This window comes from Streptomyces sp. NPDC096132, from assembly GCF_044763345.1.
GTDB lineage: Bacteria > Actinomycetota > Actinomycetes > Streptomycetales > Streptomycetaceae > Streptomyces.
Window position 1 is genome coordinate 17,796 of sequence record NZ_JBIWGA010000024.1, and the last position, 19,987, is coordinate 37,782.

Annotated in this window: 15 protein-coding genes and 1 pseudogene; 1 reads left to right on the forward strand and 15 read right to left on the reverse strand. The window is 72.3% G+C overall.

What is annotated here, in order from left to right; genetic code table 11:
* Position 1: 1 nt before the first annotated feature.
* The 7 genes from ACIRF9_RS39845 to ACIRF9_RS39875 all read right to left on the reverse strand — a co-directional run bounded on the left by ACIRF9_RS39845 (position 2) and on the right by ACIRF9_RS39875 (position 8,619).
* The gene (locus tag ACIRF9_RS39845; RefSeq protein WP_403832811.1) at positions 2-781 is read right to left on the reverse strand and encodes an EboA domain-containing protein; all 780 of its coding nucleotides are present in this window, start codon (positions 779-781) and stop codon (positions 2-4) included.
* 51 nt (positions 782-832) lie between these two features.
* Positions 833-1,678, reverse strand: coding sequence for a sugar phosphate isomerase/epimerase family protein (locus tag ACIRF9_RS39850; RefSeq protein ID WP_403832813.1), 846 nt, complete (start codon positions 1,676-1,678; stop codon positions 833-835).
* Between the two features lie 23 nt (positions 1,679-1,701).
* Complete coding sequence (locus ACIRF9_RS39855; protein WP_403832816.1) at positions 1,702-2,700, reverse strand: SCO3242 family prenyltransferase; 999 nt, start codon at positions 2,698-2,700, stop codon at positions 1,702-1,704.
* Positions 2,701-2,854: 154 nt separating this feature from the next.
* Positions 2,855-4,267 carry a phytoene desaturase family protein gene (locus ACIRF9_RS39860; protein ID WP_403832819.1) on the reverse strand — a complete coding sequence of 471 codons (1,413 nt, stop codon included), beginning with the start codon at positions 4,265-4,267 and terminating at the stop codon, positions 2,855-2,857.
* A gap of 159 nt (positions 4,268-4,426) precedes the next feature.
* Positions 4,427-5,284: an inositol monophosphatase family protein gene (locus ACIRF9_RS39865; RefSeq protein ID WP_403832822.1), complete on the reverse strand. Its 858-nt coding sequence runs from the start codon at positions 5,282-5,284 to the stop codon at positions 4,427-4,429.
* A gap of 98 nt (positions 5,285-5,382) precedes the next feature.
* On the reverse strand, positions 5,383-7,203 hold the full coding sequence (locus tag ACIRF9_RS39870; RefSeq protein WP_403832825.1) for a gamma-glutamyltransferase family protein: 1,821 nt from the start codon (positions 7,201-7,203) through the stop codon (positions 5,383-5,385).
* Between the two features lie 150 nt (positions 7,204-7,353).
* Positions 7,354-8,619: a DUF3533 domain-containing protein gene (locus ACIRF9_RS39875; RefSeq protein WP_403832827.1), complete on the reverse strand. Its 1,266-nt coding sequence runs from the start codon at positions 8,617-8,619 to the stop codon at positions 7,354-7,356.
* 211 nt (positions 8,620-8,830) lie between these two features.
* Here ACIRF9_RS39875 and ACIRF9_RS39880 point away from each other — a divergent pair, with 211 nt between their 5' ends.
* A complete protein-coding gene (locus ACIRF9_RS39880; RefSeq protein ID WP_403832829.1) occupies positions 8,831-9,493 on the forward strand; it encodes a hypothetical protein in 663 nt (220 codons plus the stop codon).
* Between the two features lie 100 nt (positions 9,494-9,593).
* Here the strand turns inward: ACIRF9_RS39880 and ACIRF9_RS39885 are convergent, their stop codons facing one another.
* The 8 genes and pseudogenes from ACIRF9_RS39885 to ACIRF9_RS39920 form a co-directional block, all read right to left on the reverse strand.
* Entirely contained in the window at positions 9,594-11,123 is a 1,530-nt protein-coding gene (locus tag ACIRF9_RS39885; RefSeq protein ID WP_403832832.1) for an NCS1 family nucleobase:cation symporter-1, read from the reverse strand.
* A gap of 124 nt (positions 11,124-11,247) precedes the next feature.
* Positions 11,248-12,267, reverse strand: a complete 1,020-nt coding sequence (locus ACIRF9_RS39890; RefSeq protein ID WP_403832835.1) for a TIGR03842 family LLM class F420-dependent oxidoreductase — start codon at positions 12,265-12,267, stop codon at positions 11,248-11,250.
* 11 nt (positions 12,268-12,278) lie between these two features.
* Positions 12,279-13,682, reverse strand: coding sequence for a dihydropyrimidinase (gene hydA, locus ACIRF9_RS39895; RefSeq protein WP_403832838.1), 1,404 nt, complete (start codon positions 13,680-13,682; stop codon positions 12,279-12,281).
* 171 nt (positions 13,683-13,853) lie between these two features.
* Positions 13,854-14,696 (reverse strand): nitrilase-related carbon-nitrogen hydrolase, encoded by an 843-nt coding sequence (locus ACIRF9_RS39900; RefSeq protein WP_403832841.1) that lies wholly within the window; start codon positions 14,694-14,696, stop codon positions 13,854-13,856.
* 181 nt (positions 14,697-14,877) lie between these two features.
* Positions 14,878-16,461, reverse strand: a complete 1,584-nt coding sequence (locus ACIRF9_RS39905; protein WP_403832843.1) for a PucR family transcriptional regulator — start codon at positions 16,459-16,461, stop codon at positions 14,878-14,880.
* A gap of 39 nt (positions 16,462-16,500) precedes the next feature.
* Positions 16,501-17,784: an aspartate aminotransferase family protein gene (locus ACIRF9_RS39910; RefSeq protein ID WP_403832845.1), complete on the reverse strand. Its 1,284-nt coding sequence runs from the start codon at positions 17,782-17,784 to the stop codon at positions 16,501-16,503.
* Entirely contained in the window at positions 17,781-18,623 is an 843-nt protein-coding gene (locus tag ACIRF9_RS39915; protein ID WP_403832848.1) for a nitrilase-related carbon-nitrogen hydrolase, read from the reverse strand. Before ACIRF9_RS39915 ends, ACIRF9_RS39910 begins: the two co-directional genes overlap by 4 nt.
* 182 nt (positions 18,624-18,805) lie before the next feature.
* Positions 18,806-19,987, reverse strand: a pseudogene (locus ACIRF9_RS39920) (hypothetical protein); the annotation flags it as partial.

Consider the following 19,987-nt stretch of genomic DNA (forward strand, 5'->3'; position numbering starts at 1 on the left):
GTCAGGCTTCTTCCTGGGTTGGTGCGGGTCGCTGGGCGGCGGCGAGGGCGGTGAGGGCGTCGGCCGCCGCGTCGGGTCGGTCGGTCGCGAGGAGGCGGGCGCGGGCGGCGAGGAGGTCCGCGACCTCCTCGAACGCGGCGACCAGCGGCCAGACGTCGGCCGGCACACCGCGGCCCGCCGCGATCCGCTCGTGCGCGAAGTCGGCGAGCATCCGGGCGAGTTCACGGTCGGCCCGGGTGTCGAGCCCGGCCACCCGGGCGAGCGGGATCTCGCAGAAGACGCACTTGAGGACGGCCTGACGGTACTCGGCGTCGGGGAGACGAGCGGCGGCGTAGGGGCCGAGCGCGGCGGCGAGGACGTCGGTGTCGTTGCCGCGCAGTGCCTCGCGGACGAGGGTGAGGGCGAGGTCCTCGAAGGCCGCGTCGGGTGTGCTGCCCGGGTCGTCGAGGAACGGCAACGCCTTGAGAACGGCCCGCTGTTCGGCCGGGTCGCCGTGCCGGAACAGACCCGCCACCTGTACGGCGAGGGCGACGCCGCGCTGCGGCAGGGCGGTGAGCAGGACGGCCCGGGCCGCCTCGTCCACGCTCCAGTGCTCGTCGAGCCGCTCCTGCCCGCAGCGTCTTCGCGCGGCGGGGAAGAGGACCCGGAGCGCGTTCGGCCGGACGGCGACACTCGCCATGGCCTCGCTCAGCCAGGCCCGGGCCGGCTCGGTCAGCGCGTCGGAGTCGAGAAGGGTGCGGGGGTCGCTCGGGGTGGATGGATGGATGCGTACGGGGGTCATGCGCATCGCCCTCCTGTACGGGGCGTGAGGGATGGGGGTGGGTGCCGCGGTTCAGTCGGTCGCGGCGCGCAGGAACTCCAGGGAGCGGCGGGCGACTTCGGGCGCGTCCAGGGAGCCGCCCTGGATCTCGACCGACACCAGTCCGCGGTGCCCGAGGTCGCGCAGGGCGGCCAGCACGGGCGGGAAGTCGATCTCCCCGGTGCCGAGTTCGAGGTGCCGGTGGACACCCCGCCGCATGTCCTCGATCTGCACGTTCAGCAGCCGCGGCGCCGCCAGCCGGACACAGTCCAGCAGCGGGCGCTCCTCGACGCAGTGCGCGTGACCGATGTCCAGGGTGATCCCGAACAGCTCGTGCCCGCCCACCAGTTCGGCCACCTGGAGGCAGCGCTCGACGGTGTCGACGAACATGTACGGCTCGGGCTCCAGCGCGAGCGAGACACCGAACCGCTCCGCCGTGCTCAGCACGCTCTCCACGCCGGCCGCGAGCCGTTTGAACGCGTCCGCCTCCGGCAGCCCCTCCGGCGCGGGCCCGCTGCACAGATGGACGGTGGGCGACCCGAGGTCGGCCGCGATGCGCACGGCCCGCTCCAGCAGGTCGGTCCGTGGCCCGGCCGGGTCGGACATGAGGGTCGGCAGATGCTTGCCCCAGGGATCCAGCAGAAAGGGGGCGCCGGTCTCGACGGTGACGTCCAGCCCGTGCCGGGCGAGGTCGCGGGCCACGGCGGTCACCCGTGCGGGAAGGTCGTCGGCGTAGGGGTCGAGGTGGACGTGGTCGAGGGTGAGGGCGACGCCGTCGTAGCCGAGGTCGGCGAGGACGGTCAGGACGTCGGAGAGCCGGTGGTGGGTGAAGCCGTTGGTGCCGTAGCCGAACTTGAGGGGGGTGGGGGTTCGTTCCATGCTGACGGTTCCTCACACAGCGTTCAGGTGGGGGATATGCGCCGGGCCAGTCGTCGGGCCAGGGGGTGGGCGAGGCCCAGGGCGGTGGCGGCGGCCGGTGCGCCGGCCCGCGCGGTCAGTGCGGCCTGCAACGGCACCAGCGCGAGGATTCCGGCGCCGACGGCCCCCCGTACGTTCTCGCCCGAGGGTCGCAGGGCCGCCTTGAGCTGGGCGGTCCCGTAGGTGCCGAGGTAGGTGAGCGCGGCGGCGGCGGTGACGACTGCCGCGGAGCCCGCAGCGGCGGACATCGCGCCGATGCCCGTACGGCTGCCCGGTCGTCCGCCCTCGCGCGCCGCGCGCAGCACCGGTGCGGCCGCCGTGGCGAGGGCCGTCGCCGTGGAGGCGGCGAGCGTCGTGGCGGGCACTCGGGCGGGGGCGCCGGAGATCTCGTGACGGCTCAGGGCCGTGAGCGTGTAGGTGTGGACGCCGACGAGGAGGGCGGGTCCGGCGCCCCGGCGCAGCGCGGTGGCGGCGTCTCCCCCGCCGTCCGGCGCGGCCGCGAGCGCGCCGGACAGGACGTCCACCGTGCGGGCCGCGGCCATGACCGCCGGGCCGGCCGGGCCGGCCTTGAGGCCCAGGTCGTACGCCCAGACCAGGCCGGCCAGGGGCAGCGCGCCCAGGAGAGCGCGCCGTCCGCCCGAGGCCCGGGCGAGGCCCAGACCGGCGGCGGTCAGTCCGGTCGCGACGGCGAGCGCGGTACGGCGGGACACGCGGCCGGAGGGCACCGGCCGCTCGGGGCGTTCGACGGCGTCGACGGTGGCGTCGGCGTAGTCGTTGAGGGCCATGCCGGCCCAGTAGAGGCAGACGGACGACCCCATCGCCCCGAGGGTCCGCGGCCGCCAGGGGGTACCGGCGGCGGCCGCTCCCGCCAGGATGTCGCCGGGGACGCTCAGTGCGGCGGGTGCCCGGACGAGACGCGCCAGGTCGGACAGGCGCGGACGGGAGGGGGAGTCGGAGCGGAATGCCGCTTTCCGATCTTTCATGCCCGCACTTTACTCAACCTACTTGAACATTCACATGGATCACTCGTCGGCTTTCCACGTGGCAAAGGCAACACAAAGATGTCTTTCGGATTCTCCACAGGAGGTGTAGAGGGACTTCCAACTCACCGGCTGCCAGGGGTGGTTGGGCTCTCGGTCACGCCGCCTGCCGCAGCCTGCGCCACACGGCCTTCGCCGCGTTGTGGCCCGACATGCCGTGGACGCCGGGGCCCGGCGGGGTGGCCGCGGAGCAGATGAACACGGCCGGGTGCGGGGTCGCGTAGGGGAACAGGGACAGCTTGGGGCGCAGCAGCAGTTGGAGCCCGGTGGCGGCGCCGGTGGCGATGTCACCGCCGACGTAGTTGGCGTTGCGGGCGGCGAGTTCGGCGGGGCCGGCGATCGCGCGGGCCAGGACGCGGTCGCGGAATCCCGGGGCAAAACGCTCCAGTTGGCGTTCGATGGCGTCCGTGAGGTCGCCGGTCCAGCCGCCCGGCACATGTCCGTAGGCCCAGAACACCTGCTTGCCGGCCGGGGCGCGGGTGGGGTCGGCGACACCCGGCTGCACCGTGATCAGGAAGGGCCGCTCGGGTGCGCGGCCCTCGCGGGAGGCGGCGCGCAGGGCGGCGCCGATCTCCGCGCTGTCCGCGCCGATCTGCACGGTCCCGGCGACGCGGGCCTCCGGCGCGGTCCAGGGGACCGGCCCGTCGAGGGCGTAGTCGACCTTGAAGGCGGCGGCGCCGTACCGGAAGCGCGCGTAGTGGTTGCCGAAGCCGGCGATGCGGGCGAGGGCGGTGGGTGAGGTGTCGAAGACGTAGGCGCGGGCCGGGGGCAGGTCGTCGAGGCGCTTGACCTCGTAGTCGGTGTGGACGCTGCCGCCGAGGTCCTTCAGATAGGAGGCGAGGGCGTCGGAGATGGCCTGGGAGCCGCCGCGGGCCACCGGCCAGCCGCGGGCGTGCGCGGCGAGGGCGAAGACCAGGCCGATGGCGCCGGTGGCGAGGCCGCTGAGCGGGGACATGACGTGGGCGACGAGGCCGGCGAACAGGGTCTTGGCCGGTTCGTCGCGGAAGCGGCGGGTCAGCCAGGTGGACGGCGGCAGACCGGCCAGGCCGAAGCGGGCCAGGGTGACCGGGTCGCGCGGGAGCGCGGTGAGCGGCAGGGACATGAAGTCCCGGGCGAGCGTGTCCCACCGGGGCAGGAACGGCTCGACCAGACGGCGGTACGCGCCCGCGTCGCGCGGACCGAAGGACGCGGCCGTCTCGGCGACGGACCTCGACAGCACGGCGGCGCTGCCGTCGGGGAAGGGGTGTGCCATCGGCAGCTCGGCATGCAGCCACTCGAGGCCGTAGCGCTCCAGGGGCAGGGCGCGGAACGCGGGTGAGTTGATGCCGAGGGGGTGGGCGGCGGAACACGGGTCGTGGCGGAAGCCCGGGAGGGTGAGCTCCTCGGTGCGGGCTCCCCCGCCGACGGTGTCGCGCGCCTCGAAGAGCGCCACGGAGAAACCGCGCCTGGCCAGCTCCACCGCGGCGGTCAGCCCGTTGGGCCCCGCCCCCACCACGACCGCATCGAGCATCGACGGCACTTCCGACCCCTTCGTCAGCGGGCGGCCCCCGCAGCCCGGCGGCCTCCGGCTTCAGGATATGCCGGGGGTACGACACCGCCCCCGGCCCGGGGCCGAACCGCGCGACCTAAGACGCCGTCGGCCGAGCCCGGGCCCGCCGGGCGGGCGCCGTCAGCCGGGCGACACCTCCGCCCCCGCCAGCAGACCGGCCACACGGCGGGCCGTCGCCGTGTCGCGGGCCGCGGTGAAGGGCAGGGAGTTGCCGCCGGTGATGCGGAAGGGTTCGCCGGTGAGGGTCAGGTGGGCGCCGCCCGCCTCCTCGACCAGGAGCAGTCCGGCCGCGTGGTCCCAGGCGGCCTCCCAGGAGAAGGCCGTGGCGTCCAACTCGCCGCGGGCTATGGCGAGATACTCCAGGCCGGCCGATCCGCAGGGGCGCGGTGCCACGCCGTCCGTGCGCAGGGCCAGCAGAGCGCGCTTCTGCTCGTCGGTGGTGTAGTCGGGGTGGGAGTGGGCCACCACCAGGTCGCGGCCGGGTGCGGGCGGCCCGGCGAACAGGCGCTCGCCGTCGAGGAAGGCGCCGCCGCCGCGCACGGCCGTGGCGAACTGGTCGCGGGCCGGGGCGTACGTCCAGGACCCGCGCAGGACGCCGTGCCGGACGAGGGCGACGAGGGTGCAGAAGCCGTCGTCGCCGTGCACGAACTGGCGGGTGCCGTCGACGGGGTCGACGATCCAGACGGGCGCGTCGCCCTGAATCGCCTCGTAGGTCGCCGGGTTGGCGTGGACCGCCTCCTCGCCGACGACGACCGAGCCGGGCAGGAGCGCGCCGAGGGCCTCGGTGAGGAACAGCTCGGCGCCCCGGTCGGCGTCGGTCACCAGGTCGTGGGGGCCGGCCTTCTGGGCGACCTCGTGCTCGGCGAGCTGCCGGAAGCGGGGCATGATCTCGCTCGCGGCGGCCTTGCGGAGCGCCTCCTCCACGTCGGCCGAGTGGCGGGCGAGAAACTCGTCGATGGTTTCCTTGTCTTCGATCATGCCTCCCATGAGAGCACGCCCCACTGACAATCCCCACCCCGCCGGTGCACTCCAGGCGGAATCGGGATGAAGAACCGGTGCGCGCCGCCCAGCGGGGATCAGCGGCCCACCGCGTACCCCTGCATCCCGCGCGGGTTCGCCGCCGCCGACAGGATCCCGGTCCCCGGATCGCGGGCGACGGCGCACAGGCGCCCCTCGGACCAGGGGTCGCCGACGGTCACGTCGTGGCCGCGCCCGCGCAGTCCCTCCACGACCTCCGTCGGCATGCGGGACTCGACGGTGACGCTGCCCGGCCGCATGCCGCGCGGGTAGAAGGAGCCGGGGAAGGCGTCGGTGTGCCAGTTCGGGGCGTCGATCGTGCCCTGGAGGTCGAGGCCCCCGCGCACCCGCGCGTGGAGGGCGACGGCCAGGAAGAAGTGCAGTTGCCACTGGTCCTGCTGGTCGCCGCCGGGGGTGCCGAACGCCAGCACCGGCACCCCGTCGCGCAGGGCCATGGAGGGGGTGAGGGTGGTGCGGGGGCGGCGGCCTGGGGTGAGCGAGTTGGGCAGGCCCTCCTCCAGCCAGGTCATCTGCAGCCGTGTACCGAGCGGGAAGCCCAGCTCGGGCACGACCGGGTTGGACTGCAGCCAGCCGCCGCTGGGCGTGGCCGCGACCATGTTGCCCCAGCGGTCGACGACATCGAGGTGGCAGGTGTCGCCCCGGGTGAGCCCGTCCGCCCCGACGGCCGGCTCACCGGCCGCCCGCCTCCCCGAGCCCACCGTCGGCTCCCCGGCGCCCAGCGGGTCGAAGCCGGGTGTGTCGTCGGCGACGACGTACGCGTGCGCGCTCAGCCGCGGGGTGCGGCCGCCGGGGCTGCCGGGCCGCAGCTCGTAGGACGCCTTGTCGCCGACCAGCGACCGGCGTCCGGCGTTGTAGGGGTCCGACAGCAGCTCGGCCAGCGGGACGTCGGCGGCGTCGCCGTACCAGGCCTCCCGGTCGGCCATGGCGAGCTTGCAGCCCTCGACCAGCAGATGGACGTACTCCGCGGAGCCGTACGCGGGCAGCTCGGGCGGGAGCAGCGCGAGCTGTTGCAGCAGGGCGGGGCCCTGGCTCCACGGGCCGGCCTTGCACAGGGTCCAGCCGTTCCAGTCGTACGTCGCCGGCGTCTCGTGGGTCGCGGACCAGCCGGCGAGGTCGGCGGCGGTGAGGGTGCCGGTGTGGCGGTCGCCGCTGGTGTCCAGGGTGGGCCGGGCGGCCTGGCGGACGAGCGCCTCGGCGACGAAGCCGGTCCGCCACACCTCCCGCGCCGCCTCGATCCGCGCCTCGCGGTCCCCCGCCCCGGCGGTCTCGGCGAGGAGCCGCCGCCAGGTGGCGGCGAGGGCGGGGTTGCGGAAGAGCTCACCGGGCCGGGGGGCCTTCCCGCCCGGCAGGTACACCTCGGCCGACGAGGTCCACTCCGTCTCGAACAGTTCCCTTACGGTCTCCACGGTCGCGCCGACGTTCTCCACGGGCGGGTGACCGTGCTCGGCGTATCCGACGGCGTACTTCAGGACGTCGGCGAGGTCCTTGGTGCCGTGGTCGCGCAGCAGGACCATCCAGGCGTCGAACGCGCCGGGCACGGCGGCGGCCAGCGGGCCCGTCCCGGGTACGAGGTCCAGGCCGAGCCCCCGGTAGTGGGCGACCGTCGCGCCCGCCGGCGCCACGCCCTGCCCGCACAGCACCCGTACCTCGCCGCCCGCCGGGGCGAGCAGGATCGGGACCTCGCCGGCGGGCCCGTTGAGATGGGGTTCGACGACGTGCAGCACGAACGCCCCGGCCACGGCGGCGTCGTAGGCGTTCCCGCCGTCCTCCAGCACGGCCATCGCCGACTGCGAGGCCAGCCAGTGCGTGGACGACACCATGCCGAAGGTGCCCTGAAGGGTGGGGCGGGTGGTGAACATACGGCCTCTCACCTCACTGTTTCCCGGCACCGGCGCCAGGCTGTCGATCTCCCTGCCCCCGTTCCTCCCCGCCTCCGGCACGGCGTGAACGTGGCGTCCGGGTGCGGGCGAGGCGCTCCGGAAGCACCGAGGCTGAACGGCGGCCCCAGGTCACACGGGGCGCGGTGCGAGGCGTTTGAGGCCCTTGCGGTCGTAGTACAGCGTCATCGCGAAGCCGAAGACCAGGGCGAGGGCCGTGCCGATCGCGATCATGGTCCAGGAGCGGGCCAGTCCGGCGTCGCCGCGCGCGTCGAAGTAGAGGATGGCGCGGACTCCGTCGCTGAGCTGCCGCATCGGCTCGAAGTGGGACAGGAACCGGTAGAAGTCGGGCACCGCCTGGAGCGGGACGGTGGCGCCGGACGAGGGCAGGCCCAGGACGATGAACACGAACATGGACACCAGCTGGCCGATGCCGCCGAAGGCGGCGTTGATGGCCTGCACGCCGAGGCCGACGGCGAGTGCCGCGCAGTAGGAGTAGATCCACAGCAACGGCAGGTGGGTGGCGTCCATGTCGAGGATGCCGACACAGGAGACCATCACCAGGGAGGCGCTGAGGAGCGTGATGCCCGCCGTCATGGCCATCTTCAGCAGCAGGGTCTGGGTGCGGTCGATGGGCACGGTGGGGCGGCGGGTGTGCCAGGGGCCGATCTCGTTGTCGGCGTAACCGAGGGCGGTGTCCACGCCGTTGCTGATGACGTTGCCGCCCATGAACCCGGCGAGGACGAGCAGCAGGGTGTAGTAGAAGGCGGTCAGTCCGAGCCCGCTGTGGGGACCGATGGGGTGACCCACCTGGGTGACGACGTTCACCGGGTCGGCGAGCAGCAGCCCGGTCGTGGAGTCGGCGGCGGGGGCGGCCGCGCCGAGCTGCTTGCCGATGTTCAGGGAGACCTGGTGCGCCGCCTTGGTGGTGATCTGACTCGCGAGGGAGGAGCCCAGGCTGCCCTTGCCGGGGTTGGTGAGCGTGATGATCGTCGGCCGTGCGGTGGCGCCGGTGGTGGTGAGCGCGGTGACGGAGTCGGTGAAGTCGGCGGGGATGACGAGCGCGCCGTACACCTTGCCGGAGTCCAGCTCGTCCTGGGCCTGGGCGCGGGTGAGCCTGCGCCACTCGGCCTTGCCGCCGGCGGTGTCGGCGGCGATCGCGGCGGCGACCTGGGTGCCCAGGTTCTGTTTCTGCCCGGCGGGCGGCTCGCCGGTGTCGCTGTCGACCAGGGCGATGGGCAGGTCGCGCAGGTCCCCGTTGGGGTTGACGATGCCGCCCATGTAGAGCAGGGACAGCAGCAGGGCGAGCAGTCCCGTCAGGACCGCGGGCACCAGCCACAGCTTGGGGCGGGCCAGCAGGGTGACGGCACGGACCTCGGGGGCGGCCGGTTCGGTCATGGCTCTCCGTAAGTTCCCGACTATCGGGGGACATATCCTTTTCTCACCGTACGCCCGATACTTCCGACGATGTGTCAGAACCTGGGTGCCCCTTCGTCACCGCGTCACCACGCAGCGAGTTTTCGCTTCCGCCTCATAGGGAGTCGTGTGACACTGGCGTCCTTGTCCGCACTGCGGACTCCGTCCGCACCGTCCCCCACGAAAGTGCGCCGTGCGCTCTCTCCCACTGCCGCTCGCCCTCACCGCGCGTCTGACCCCGGTGGTCGTGCTGGCCTGCGCCGGCTGGGCCCTGACGTCCGGCCCGGACACCGACACGAAGGACACCGCGGCCAAGGACACGCAGAAGACCCGGTCCGGGAAGACCTCCGGCCCGTCCGACACCGCCGTGTCCAAGACGTACGCCGCCGCGCCCGCGCCCTGCACCAGCGTCGCCACCAAGACGATCACATCGCTGGTGCCGGGTGCAAAGACCGCGGGCAAGGAGATCCCCTCCACGGACACCGAGCTGCGCCGCACCTGCTCGTGGAACGCGCTCAAGGGGTACGACTACCGCTGGCTCGACATCTCCTTCGAGATCACGGAGTCCGACGACGCGGCACAGACGTCGTACAAGGAGCGCCTGAAGGAGAAGAGCGGCGGCGGTGCCGTGCCGGGGCTCGGCAACGAGGGCTACTCGGTGGTGAACCTGACCACGGAGGACAAGCAGCAGACCCGGGAGGGCACGGTCATCGCCCGGGTCGCCAACGCCCTGGTGGTCGTCACCTACAACGGCAGCGACTTCGAGTCGAAGAAGGCCCCCAGCACCGACGTGATCAACACGGGCGCCATCAAGGCCGCCAAGGAGGCGGTGGCCGCGCTGCAGAAGAGCAGCTGAGCCGCGGTGAAGCCGCCGAGCGGCCGCTCCCCGGCATCCTCCGTACCGCACGGAACGGCCGGGAGAGCGGGGTGCTCTCCCGGCCGTCCTGCGCCACGCGTCAGGCGGCGTCTTCCTCCTGCCGTCCGCGCAGCAGCATCAGGCCCAGGTACACCACCGTCGAGGTGCCCAGGCCGACCGCCCAGCCGTAGTCGGCGAGCGGCTCCAGGGCCGAGATCGGCCTCCCGTCGATCAGGGGCTTGAAGCTGGCGCCGCCGACCGCGAGGACACCGCCGGTCAGGAAGGCCACGACGGCCCGCCAGTTCCAGCCGCCCTCGTACCAGTAGCGGCCGCCCGTGCGGTACAGGTCGGTCAGGTCCAGCTTGCCGCGGCGCAGGATCCAGTAGTCGGCGATGAGGATGCCGGCGACCGTGCCCAGCAGACCGCCGACCAGGCCGAGCCAGGTGAAGATGTAGCCCTGCGGGTCGGAGTACAGCTTCCACGGGAAGATCAGCACACCGATCACACAGGTGGCGAGGGCACCGGCGCGGAAACTGATCTTCCGGGGCGCGATGTTGGAGAAGTCGAACGCCGGCGAGACCAGGTTGGCCGCGATGTTCACGGACAGGGTCGCCACCAGCACGGTCACCAGCGCGAACAGCAGGCCGAAGACGTTGTCGGTCTTGGCGGCCAGCTGGACCGGGTCCCAGATCGTCTCGCCGTACACGGCCTGCGAGCCGGAGGTGACCAGCACGGACAGCAGCGCGAACAGCGTCATGGTCGTGGGCAGGCCGAGGGCCTGTCCCCAGGTCTGCGCCTTCTGGGACTTGCCGTAGCGGGTGAAGTCCGGGATGTTCAGCGACAGCGTGGACCAGAAGCCGATCATGCCCATGAGGGAGGGCCAGAACAGCTTCCAGAAGTCGCCGCCCCAGCCGAGCTTGGAGGGCTGGTCGAGCAGCGGGCCGAAGCCGCCCGCCTTGTTGCTCATCCAGATCAGCATCACCAGCGCGCCGACGAGGACGAAGGGCGCCGCCCAGTTCTCGAAGCGGCGGATCGTCTCCATGCCCCGGTAGATGATCGCGACCTGGATCGCCCAGAAGATCGCGAACGACAGCCACATGGTCCAGGCGTAGCCGCCGATCTTCCCGGCGTCGCTCCAGCCGTTGCCGATCAGCTTCCCGGCGAGGAAGAAGATCGCCTCACCGCCGATCCAGGTCTGGATGCCGAACCAGCCGCACGCCACCAACGCCCGCACGACGGCCGGGAGGTTGGCGCCGCGGATACCGAAGGAGGCACGGGCGAAGACCGGGAAGGGGATGCCGTACTTCGGTCCCGCGTGCCCGGTGAGCAGCATCGGGATCAGCACGATCACATTGGCCAGCGCGATGGTGAGCACCGCCTGCTTCCAGTCCATGCCGACGGCGATCAGACCGGAAGCGAGCGTCCACGACGCCGTGTTGTGGGCCATGCCGACCCACAGAGCGGAGAAGTTGTACGTGGTCCAGGTGCGCTTCTCGACGGGAACCGGAAGCAGGTCCTCGTTGGCGAAGGGGCCGCTGGGCAGCGGCGAACCAGGGGCGATCTCCACCCGGCCGTCGGCGAGGGTGACTTGAGAGGTCGGCGGTATGGCCGTGGGAGCGGTGTCGGTCATGGGCAGGCCAATCAAACGAGGGGCGGATCCGGAAAGGCCGTGCGGGTCTCCGGCCCCCTCTCCCGGGACGGCGGGAGAGGGGAGAACTGGAGTGGGGGGATGGGGTGTTGCTCTAGCTGGTGAGTCAGCCGTTGACGGCGGGGATGACCGTCGTGCCGTACGCGTCGATGACCTTCTCCTGCGCGTCGTGCATGTCGTAGACGGCGAACTGGTCGACGCCCAGCTCACGCAGGGCGTTCAGCTTCTCGATGTGCTTCTCGACCGGTCCGATGACGCAGAACCGGTCGACGATCTCGTCGGGCACGAACGCGGTGTCGGGGTTGTCGCTGCGGCCGTGGTGCGAGTAGTCGTACCCCTCACGGGCCTTGATGTAGTCGGTGAGTTCCTCGGGGACCTGGGAGGAGTGCTCGCCGTACTTCGACACCAGGTCGGCGACGTGGTTGCCGACCATGCCGCCGAACCACCGGCACTGGTCGCGGGCGTGGGCGAGCGCCTCGGGCGAGTCGTCCTCGGTGACATAGGCGGGGGCGGCGACGCAGATCTTCACCTCGGACGGGTCACGGCCGACGGCGACGGCCGCGTCCTTGACCGCCTTCACCATGTACTCGGTGAGGTACAGGTCGGAGAGCTGGAGGATGAACCCGTCGGCCTCCTCGCCGGTCATCTTCAGCGCCTTCGGGCCGTACGCGGCCATCCAGACCGGGAGGTCGGCGTCCTCCTTGATCCAGGGGAACCGGACGACCGTGCCGCCGAGGTCGGCCTCCTCGCCGGAGCCGAGGGCGCGGATGACCTTCATGGCGGCGCTGATCCGGGCCAGCGTGTTCGGGGTGCGGCCCGCGACGCGCATCGCGGAGTCGCCGCGGCCAATGCCGCACACCGTGCGGTTGCCGAACATGTCGTTGAGGGTGGCGAAGGTGGAGGCGGTGACCTCCCAGGTGCGGGTGCCCGGGTTCGTCACCATCGGCCCCACGGTCAGCGTGCTGGTGTTCGCCAGGATCTGACTGTAGATCACGAACGGTTCCTGCCAGAGCACGGCGGAGTCGAAGGTCCAGCCGTAGGTGAAGCCGTTCCCCTCCGCGCGCTTCATCAGCTCGACGACCTTCGAGGCCGGCGGGTCGGTCTGCAGGACGAGTCCGAAGTCCATGTGCGCCCTTCCTAGTTGAGGTACTGACAGGTGGAGCGCGGGGTGTAGACGCCGTGACCCGCGCGCCCGGTGTACTCCCGCTCGGTGATGACGAGTTCGCCCCGCGACAGGACCGTCTCGACGCGGCCGGTGATCCGCTTGCCCTCGTACGCCGAGTAGTCGACGTTCATGTGGTGCGTCTCGGCGGAGACGGTCTGCTCGGCGTGCGGGTCGTAGATGACGACGTCGGCGTCGGCGCCCGGGGCGATGGTGCCCTTCTTCGGGTACATGCCGAACATCCGGGCCGGGGTGGCGCAGGCGATCTCGATCCAGCGGCGGCGCGAGATGTGCCCGTCGACGACGGCCTGGTGGAGCAGATCCATGCGGTTCTCGACGCCCGGCAGACCGTTGGGGATCTTGGAGAAGTCGCCCCGGCCGAGCTCCTTCTGGCCCACGAAACAGAAGGGGCAGTGGTCCGTCGAGACCACCTGGAGGTCATTGGTCCTCAACCCCTGCCACAGCTTGGCCTGGTGCTCCTTCGGCCGCAGCGGCGTCGAGCACACGTACTTCGATCCCTCGAAGTCCGGCTCGGCCAGGTTGTCCGTGGACAGGAACAGATACTGCGGGCAGGTCTCGCCGAAGACGTTCAGCCCCTCGTCGCGCGCCCTGGCCAGCTCGGCGACCGCCTCCATCGCCGAGACGTGCACGACGTACAGGGGCGCGCCTGCCACCTGCGCGAGCTTGATGGCGCGGTGGGTGGCCTCAGCCTCCAGCAGGGCCTTGCGGACCTCGCCGTGGTAGCGCGGGTCGGTCTCGCCGCGCGCCAGCGCCTGTTCCACCAGCACGTCGATGGCGATGCCGTTCTCCGCGTGCATCATGATCAGGCCGCCGTTCTCGGCGGAGCGCTGCATGGCGCGCAGGATCTGGCCGTCGTCGGAGTAGAAGACGCCCGGGTAGGCCATGAACTGCTTGAAGGAGGTGACGCCTTCCTCGACGAGGTGGTCCATCTCCTTGAGCGTGTCCTGGTTCACGTCGGAGACGATCATGTGGAAGGCGTAGTCGATCGCGCAGTTGCCCTCGGCCTTGGCGTGCCAGGCGTCCAGGCCCTCGCGCAGGGTGTGGCCGACGCTCTGCACCGCGAAGTCCACGATCGTGGTCGTCCCGCCCCAGGCGGCGGCCCGGGTGCCGGTCTCGAAGGTGTCGGAGGCGAAGGTGCCGCCGAAGGGCAGCTCCATGTGGGTGTGGGCGTCGACCCCGCCCGGGATGACGTACTTCCCGGTGGCGTCGATGACCTGCCCGTCGGTCCAGGCCTCGGCGGCGGGGGTGCCTGTGGCAGCGAGGGCGGCGATGCGGCCGTCCTCGATCAGGACGTCGGCGTGGATCTCGTCCGATGCGGTGATGACGAGACCGCCGCGGATGATTTTACGGCTGCTCATGTTCCGGCTCCGGAGAAGTAGTTGGTCGGGTGCGGGTCTGTGGTGGCTGGTCGCTCCCCCACTCTCGGCTTCGCTCGAGCGGGGGGACCCCCATCGCGGCGCTGCCGCATATGTCACGGCCCCGCGCCCCTGAAGGGGCTTCGCCCCTCAGGAACGCGGGTCCTCACCCTGTTACGGTGCAGTCAGCGGGCCGTACGCCTCCGGGCGGCGGTCGCGGTAGAACTGCCAGCGGTCGCGGACCTCGCGCAGCTTGGCCATGTCCAGGTCGCGGACGACGAGTTCGCTCTCCTTGTCGCTGGCCACCTCGCCGACGAACTGGGCCTCCGGGTCCACGAAGTACGAGGTCCCGTAGAAGTCGTTGTCGCCGAGTTCCTCGGTGCCGACCCGGTTGATCGCGCCGACGAAGTACTCGTTGGCGACGGCCGCCGCCGGCTGCTCCAGCTGCCACAGGTAGGCGGAGAGGCCCCGCGAGGTGGCCGACGGGTTGAAGACGATCTCGGCGCCCTCCAGGCCGAGTGCCCGCCAGCCCTCCGGGAAGTGGCGGTCGTAGCAGATGTAGACGCCGATCTTCCCGACGGCCGTGTCGAAGATCGGCCAGCCGACGTTCCCGGGGCGGAAGTAGAACTTCTCCCAGAAGCCCTTGACCTGCGGGATGTGGTGCTTGCGGTACTTGCCGAGGTACGAGCCGTCGGCGTCGATCACGGCGGCCGTGTTGTAGAGGACGCCCGGCTGCTCCTCCTCGTACATCGGCAGCACCAGGACGATGCCCAGCTCGCGGGCGAGCGCCTGGAAGCGCTGGACGATCGGGCCGTCCGGGATCTGCTCGGCGTACTCGTAGAACTGCGGGTCCTGGACCTGGCAGAAGTACGGTCCGTAGAACAGCTCCTGGAAGCACAGGACCTGAGCACCCTGCGCGGCCGCGTCGCGGACCGCCTGCTCGTGTACCTGGATCATCGATTCCTTGTCGCCGGTCCAGGCCGTCTGGAAGATGGCGGCGCGGATCACTCTGCTCATCGGGACCTCCGGTCGCTCGGTGTGAGAGGACCTTAGAAAGCCGACAAGCCCGCTTTGAGTTGCACGGTGTCACGTCTGCGGGAGCTGGGCGTGCCACTGTGTCACGTCTTCCCGGTCCCATGTTTCACCGCCGTTTTCGCAGGTCGTTCCATGTTTCGGGGCTGTTGCCCGGCGCTCGGGGTCAGCCTTGCTGCGCGTCGTGCGCGAGCAGCGCGATGTGCACCGAGGCGGCCTGTTCGAAGTCGTCCAGGTCCACCCCCAGCCGGCCCTCTATCGCCTCCAGCCGGCGGTACAGCGCCGGCCGGGAGACGTGGTGGAGCTGCGCGGTGCGCGACTTGTTGCGGCCGGTGGCCAGATAGGTGCGCAGGACGGCGAGCAGGTCGTCGGCGGCCGCGCACAGCAGCCCGTCCAGTTCCCGCTCGGCGAAGGACTGCACGTGCGGGTCGTCGCGCAGCAGTCGTATCAGGCCGCGCAGATGGACGTCCTTGAGGCGGACGACGGCCGGGAGGTCGAGGGCGGCCGAGGAGTCGGCGACGGCGTCCGCGACGTGCTGGGCCTCGCGCAGCCCGGCCGGGACGTCGTCCCAGACGATCCGTGGACCGGCCGAGGCGACGACCGCGCGGGTCTCCCCCGACTCGGTGCGCAGCCGGACCGCGAAGTGCGCGGCGAGCGCCTCGGCGTCCTGGTCGCGGGCGAGGCTCAGCAGGACCGCGGTGGCCCCGTCGGCGAGTTCCGCCACCAGACCGGGCAGGCCCAGCAGCCGCAGCATCCGCTCCAGGTGGGCCGGATCGCCGTCCCGTACGACCAGCGGGACGAAGGTGCGCCGGTTGACGGGAAGTCCGGCCGCCCGGGCCCGCGGCAGCAGTTGTCTGGCCGGTACGACGCCGGAGACGAGGTCCGTCAGCAGGCTCTGCGCGGACTGCTCCTCCCAGGTGTGGGCGGAGGTGCCGCCGAGCATGCGGTGCAGGACCAGGGCCTCGGCGGCCCGGTCGGCGAGCAGCCGCCCGCCGGCGGTGTCGCCCCGGTAGCCGCACAGCATGATCTGGCCCCACCGCTCGCCGCGCCCGCCCAGTTCGGCGCGGATCCAGCCGTCGCCCTCGCTGCCGCCGGCCTGCCGGGCGATGCGCTCCCAGTCCCGCAGCACGTCGTCGACCGCCGACCGCTCCCCCGCCGTGGCCAGCACCCGGTGGGCGAGGTTGGTGACGACGACGGGGCAGCCGGTGTGGTGGGCGATCTCGTCGAGCAGCCGCTGCAGCGGGGCCCCGGCGGTGATCAGCCCGGTCAGGGCCGTCCGTACGGACTCGGAGAGGCTGACGGCGGCGAACTTCCGCCGCACCAGCCGGGACTGGACCTCCTCGGTCAGCTCGGCGAAGGGGAAGGGCCGGTGCAGCACGACCATGGGCAGCCCGCACCGCTCGGCGGCGCGCCGCATCACGTCCGGCGGGGCGGGGAAGGCGCGCCCCAGGCCGAGGACCACGGCGGCGGCCTCGGCCCGGTGCAGGGACTGGATGTACTCGACCTGCGCGCCCTCGTCCCCGGCAAGCAGCACGCCGGTGGTGAGGACCATCTCGCCGCCGCTGAGCATCACGCCGACGTCCGGGGCCTCGGCGACGTGCACCCAGCGCACGGGCCGGTCGAGCCGGTCGGCGCCGGCCACCACCTCGGGGTCCCCGGCCAGGACCCGTTCCAGGGACAGGACCTGACGGACCGACAGGGCGGGCTCCAGGGGCTCGACGGGCCCCCAGGTCTCCAAGGTGCTGGTCATGATGGTGTTCCCTTGCTCGACCGGCCTGCCCGACCGGTGCTACTGCGTGCTCCTCAGCGCGCCTTCGAGGATCGCGGCGCCCTCCTCGGCCTCCGCGACGGTCAGGGACAGCGGCGGGGCGATGCGCAGGGCACTGGTGTCGTGCCCGCCGCCCTTGCCGATCAGCAGGCCGCCCGCGCGGGCCGCCTCCAGCACGGCGGACGCCCGCTCCGGGTCGGCCCGGTCGGTGCCTGGCCTGGTCAGCTCGACACCGATCATCAGGCCCCGCCCGCGCACCTCCCGTACGCCCGGGTCCTGGGCGGCGACGGACCGCAGCCGCTCGATGAGCAGGCCGCCGACCCGCCGGGCGTTGCCCTGGAGGTCGTGTTCCAGGAGGTAGGTGAGGTTGGCGAGGCCGGCCGCCATGGTGATCTGGGTGCCGCCGAAGGTGGAGATGCTGTTGGCGTCCAGGCAGTTCATGATCTCGGCGCGGGCGATCACCCCGCCGATGGACGTGCCGTTGCCGATGCCCTTGGCGAAGGTGACGATGTCCGGCGGGCCGCTGCGGCCGTGCGCCTGCCAGCCCCAGAAGTGGTCGCCGGTGCGGCCCCAGCCGGTCTGCACCTCGTCGGCGATCCACAGGATGCCCCGCTCGTGCAGGACGTCCCGGAAGGCCGCGTACAGGCCGTCCGGGGGCGAGGTGAAGCCGCCGACGCCCTGGATGGGCTCGGCGATCAGCGCGGCGGGCGGGCGGGTGTGGCCGAGGAGGTCCTTGAGGTCGTCGACGCAGGCGGCGATGAACTCGTCGTCGCCCAGCCCGGCGAAGGGGCCACGCCGGCGCACCCCGCCGTGCACGTACAGCGTCTGCAGCGGGGACAGCGAGGTCGGGGACCAGCTGCGGTTTCCGGTGATGCCGACCGCGCTGAAGGAGCGGCCGTGGTAGCTGTTGCGCATCGCCAGGATCGTGTTGCTGCGCCGGTACGTCGTGGCGAGCAGCAGGGCGGTGTCGTTGGCCTCGGTGCCGGAGGTGGTGAAGAAGACCCGGGCGTCCGGGATGCCGCTCAGCTGGGCGACGCGCTCGGCGAGTTCGACCATCGGCCGGTTGAGGTACAGGGTGGAGGAGTGGACGATCCGTCCGGCCTGCTCGGTGACCGCCTTGGTCACCTCGGGCAGGGCGTGGGCGGTCATCGTCGTCAGGATGCCGCCGAAGAAGTCGAGGTACTTCGTGCCGTCGGCGCCCCAGACGTGCCGCCCCTCCCCGTGGGTGATCTCCAGCGGCTCGTCGTAGTAGAGCGCGAGCCAGTCCGGCAGGACGCCTCGGTGACGCGCGTACAGGTCGCTCACGGCTGCACCAGCCCTTCGTAGGCGTCGGGGCGGCGGTCGCGGTAGAAGGCCCACTGCTGCCGCACCTGGTCGATCAGGTCGAAATCGAGGTCGCGGACGACGAGTTGCTCGCTCCTGTCGCTCGCGATCTCGCCCACGAACTGCCCTCGCGGGTCGACGAAGTACGACGTCCCGTAGAAATCGTTGTCCCCGTACTCCTCCACTCCCACACGGTTGATCGCCGCGATGAAGTACTCGTTGGCGACGGCCGCGGCGGGCTGCTCGAGGCGCCAGAGGTAGCCGGACAGGCCGCGGTGGGTGGCGGAGGGGTTGTAGACGAGCTGGGCGCCGTTGAGTCCGAGCTGGCGCCAGCCCTCCGGGAAGTGGCGGTCGTAGCAGATGTAGACGCCGACCTTGCCGACGGCGGTGTCGAAGACGGGCCAGCCGAGGTTGCCCGGCTTGAAGTAGTACTTCTCCCAGAAGCCCTTGACCTGCGGGATGTGGTGCTTGCGGTACTTGCCGAGGTAGGAGCCGTCGGCGTCGATCACGGCGGCGGTGTTGAAGTAGAAGCCCGACTGTTCGACCTCGAACACGGGGACGACGATCACCATGCCCGTCTCGCGCGCGAGCTCTTGCATACGACGCACGGTCGGCCCGTCCGGCACCGGCTCGGCCCAGCGGTAGTGCTCGGGTTCCTGGACCTGACAGAAATAGGGGGCGTTGAAGACCTCCTGGAACCCGATCACCTTCGCGCCCTGCCGGGCCGCCTCGCGGGCGTGTTCCTCGTGTTTCGCCACCATGGACTCGGTGTCGCCGGTCCAGGTGGCCTGGACCAGTGCGGCACGTACGACGTCGGTCATGAGCTGCTCCTTCGACGGGACGTCAGAGCCTCTACGCCCGTAGACGAAGGTCGTAGAGGCACGAACGTAAGCCTCCCGGAGGGGCTTGCCAAGACCATCGTCGTTAACCCGCGGAGTCGATCGCGTTTCACACTCCGGCGGGTGAGTCGCGGGGCGTACGGAGTAGGGGGACGCGCCCCCGGTCAGGCGGTGAGGCCGGCCACCCGCAGGGCGTGGACCAGGTCCCAGTGGCGTTGCTCCGAGATCCCCCGGGCGGACTCCAGCAGGAGGGGGACGAGGGTCGCCGGGTCGGGGGTGGCGCTGCGGGCCGCCTCCTCGGGGGTGCGGACGCGGACGTAGGCGTCGAGCAGGGCGCGGGCCTCCCGGCGGCGGCCGGCCCCCACCAGCCCCAGGACGGCCTGCCCGATCTCCCCGGCCGGACGCGCGACGCCCTGCCGCAGGATCTGCTCGCCGTCGGCCGTACGCCCCACGGCGACCAGCGCGTCCGCCGCCTCCACCAGCCGGTCCGCGGGCAGGGAGGCCGCCTCCCAGAGCAGGGTGGTCCAGTCGGCGCTCAATCCGGCGCGCTGCAGTTCGGCGGCGAGCAGCGGGATGCGGGCGGCCGGCCAGTACGCCAGCTCGACGAGCAGCGCGTGCGCCTCGCCGCTGCGGCCCTCCCCACGCAGTGCCACCAGGCGCTCCACCGCCTGGACGGTCTCGCGCCGCGCCTCGACGTCCAGCGGCTCCCGCTGCGGCTCCGGCCGCCGCTCCGCCTGTTCGGCGGCCCCGGCGAACCGCGCGCCCCGGAGCGTGCGGCGGGGGGCGGCAGCCGGTTCGGGCAGCACCGGCTCGGCGGCCGGGGGTACGACGACGGGGGCGTCGTCCTCCTCGGCCATCCCGGCGAACCGCGCACTGCCCCGACGCCGCTTGCGCTGCTTGGGGAGGGGGGCCGCCTTCTCGGGGGCGGGGGCGGGGGCGGTATCGAGGTCGGGGACGACCGGTGCGCTCCGCGCGGACTCGGGGGCGGGAGGCTCGACCGGGGCTGCGGCGGGGGCCCAGCGCGAGGTGGGCTCCGGGTGCGGGGCGGCGGCCTCCGGGCCGAAGGCGACGCCGGCCCGGCTGCCGGCCTGGGGCTCGGCATCGTAGGCGAAAACCGTGGGCCCGGCAGCGGCCCCGGAGCCGTAGGCGGACGAGCCGGGGGCGGCTGCGGGGTGGTGTCCCTCGGTGCCGTAGGCGGAGGTGCCCGGTCCGGGGCGAGTTCCTTCCGTGCCGTAGGCGGACGAGCCCGGGCCGGTCGCGGGTCGGCTTCCCTCGGTGGCGTAGGCGGAGGAGCCCGGCCCCGGTCCGGGACGGGTTCCCTCCGTGCCGTAGGCGGATGAGCCCGG